A 2,913-nucleotide genomic window follows, 5' to 3' on the forward strand; every position below is an offset into this window, starting at 1 on the left:
GCGTGCGCGTCGCGGTCATCGGCGCCTCCCCCAACGAGCTGTACGCGACCACCACCGGCGCGGGCCTGAAGGGCAACGAGGTCCTCGACGAGGTCGCCGAACAGCTGGTCGAGCGTCGCCGGAGTCTCGAGCGGGGGCAGCCAGACCTGATGCGCGGACGGCCCGCGACCGCTCATCATCTCGACCGCGATCTCGAAGGTGTTGCGCTTCTCTTCGGGCTCGGCGTCGACGACGACCTCGGGCTCGTCGACCGGCGCCTCGGCGCGCCACACCGGCGCGGCCGTGAAGAGCTCGACCGCCGTGGAGCCGGTGCTCTGCGTCGATCCGGACGATGCCCGGCGCCGGCGTCGGGGCGGCGGTCCCGACACGTACGAGGCCCGGAACTGGGTCATGGTCTCGGTGTCGGACTTCAGGATGCCGGCACCCGGCTGCGTGGGCAGGTGGTAGGCGTCGGGCACCCCGAGAACGGTGCGGGATTCGGCGGCCGAGAAGGTGCGCAGACCGATGCGGTACGACAGGTGCGTGTCGAGTCCGCGGAGCTTGCCCTCTTCCAGACGCTGCGACGAGAGCAGCAGGTGCACCTGCAGGGATCGTCCGAGACGGCCGATGTTGACGAAGGTGTCCACGAACTCGGGCTTGGCCGAGAGAAGCTCGGAGAACTCGTCGGCCACGATCAGCAGCGCGGGCAGGGGTGCGAGGTCGGTGCGTCCGCCGCGACGGGCCTTCTCGTAGTCCGCGACGTTGGCGAACGGCCCCGTCGCACGCAGGAGTTCCTGGCGTCGGACCATCTCACCCTGCAGTGCGTCCTGCATGCGGTCGACGAGCGAGATCTCCTCGCCGAGGTTCGTGATGATCGCCGACACGTGCGGCATGTCCGCCATGCCGGCGAAGGTCGCACCACCCTTGAAGTCGACGAGCACGAAGTTGAGCTGCTCGGGCGAGTGGGTCATCGCGAGGGCCAGCACCAGCGTGCGGAGCACCTCGGACTTACCCGAACCGGTCGCACCGATGATGAGACCGTGCGGCCCCATACCCTGCTGAGCCGATTCCTTGATGTCGAGGATCAGCGGGCTGCCGTCCTCGGTCTGACCGATCGGCACCCGCAGGCGATCGCGCTCCAGGCGCGGCGACCAGGCCGCATCCAGGTCGATGTCGCGGACATCCGGGAGCCCGAGGAGCTCGACGAGCTCGGCCTGATCGGTCGAGCTCTTCTTCTTCGCGATCGCGGTGCCGCCGGAGTACAGGGGCATGAGACGACGCGCAGTGGCCTCGGCTTCGACGATGCTGATCCCGTCGGCCTCGAAGGGGCGGGTCGACACCTGCAGGCTGACGAGCTCGGCACGCGAGCCCTTCGTCGCGGGGTCGAAGGCGATGCGGAGCGCGTGCGGATCGTCGAGGTCGGCCCACCGCGACGGCAGATCGATGACCGTGACGCCCTGGACTCCGTCGCCGCTCACGAGCACGTCGTTGAACGAGGTGCTCGCGCCGTCGGTCAGGATGACGATGTGCGGGGCTTTGGGAGTCGAGCCGTCTCTCGCGTATCGCGGGCGCTCGCGCACCTCTGCAGGCAGCATGTCCTCGAGCTCCGACAGCTGCGAACCGATCATGCGGGCAGCGCCGAGTCCGTCGCGGACCGTGCGCGAGTGCGTGTGCGGGAGCCACTTCGCCCACTCCCACTGCGGCAGCACCGCGGCATCCGCGGCGACGACGATCTGCACCGTGTCGGGGTCGTGCATGGTCGCGGCGTGCAGCAGCATCGCGCGGGCGAGCGCCCGCGACTCGTTCTCGTCACCGGTGATCTCGATCCGCGCGTAGTCGCGCAGCGTGATGCCGACGGGAAGGTTCTTCTGCATCTCGTGCGTGAGCATGAAACGGTGTGCTGCCGATGCGGCCACCGGGTCGAGCTGCGCGAGCGGAGGGAGTTCGGGCGCCTCGAGCGTGATGCAGAGCGGCTGATCGCTCGTACCGACGCGGACCGAGAGGAAGTCGGGGTCGTTGAGGCTGCGCTCCCACACCCGGGTGCATTCCTCGGCGATGTAGGGCAGAGCCGAGGGCGCCGGCAGATGCCAGTTCGCGGCACGACGCTGCTGACGCGCTGCGACACGGACCGTCTGTCGCAGCTCGGTGAGATACGCGAGGTACTCGCGACGCGCACCGAGGGTCGCCGCCTGACGCTGCGAGCGCTGCCGCCAGCCGTTGACCGCCACGAACCCGAGCGACGACAGCAGGAACATGCCGCCGGTGAGAAGACCGGTCGCCGACTGGTTCGACATCGTCACCATGACGATCGCGCCGACGCTGCCGAGCATCGGCAGCAGAGACCCCAGAACGCCCATGCCGCCGTCGTTCGGCTGCAGCTCGGGCGGAGCCTGGACGGGGACCTTGCCCGAGGGGACGCGGGGCGGTGCGAGACGGGGTCCTGTCATGCTCTCTCTCCGGCGCTGCTGTCGGTGCCCAGCAGGAGGCTGATGGTGAAGCTGCGGTTCCCGATGCGCACGCGGTCGGCGTCGTCGAGGAGCATCCGCTCACCCGCGACGAGTTCGGTCGTCTGCCCGTCGTCGGAGCGGACATCCGACCCGTTCGTCGAGCCGAAGTCGGTGACCCAGGTACGGCCGCGGGAGTGCTCGATGCGCAGGTGCGTCTTCGACACCGAGGAATCGGGATCGGTCACGATCACGAGGCGGTCGTCGTGCGCGCTGGCGACAGGGCCGCGGCCGAGGTTGGCCGCGAGCGGGAGGGGCAGCTGCACACGCTGACCGGTGTCGAAGATGAGCAGCAGCGCTCCCGTGTCGGAGGCCGACCGGGATTCGGCGGTCGGCTGCTGCCCCGTCTGCGGCGCGACGCTGAACAGCGGCTTCTCGGCGCTGGGCCCGGCGTCGTTCTGAGGCTCGGCGCGGTGCGATGCGGCTCGCG

2 protein-coding genes are annotated in these 2,913 nt (G+C 69.8%); both read right to left on the reverse strand.

Annotated features, from left to right (window positions below; translation table 11 throughout):
• The coding region (gene eccCa, locus RTM68_RS15475) for a type VII secretion protein EccCa (RefSeq protein WP_312172583.1) at positions 1 to 2,426 on the reverse strand (2,426 nt) is incomplete at its 3' end.
• On the reverse strand, positions 2,423 to 2,913 hold a 491-nt coding region (locus tag RTM68_RS15480), incomplete at its 5' end, for an FHA domain-containing protein (protein WP_312172585.1). The genes RTM68_RS15480 and eccCa, both read right to left, overlap by 4 nt.

Origin of the sequence: Microbacterium sp. (assembly GCF_031988965.1) — a bacterium.
Lineage (GTDB): Bacteria > Actinomycetota > Actinomycetes > Actinomycetales > Microbacteriaceae > Microbacterium.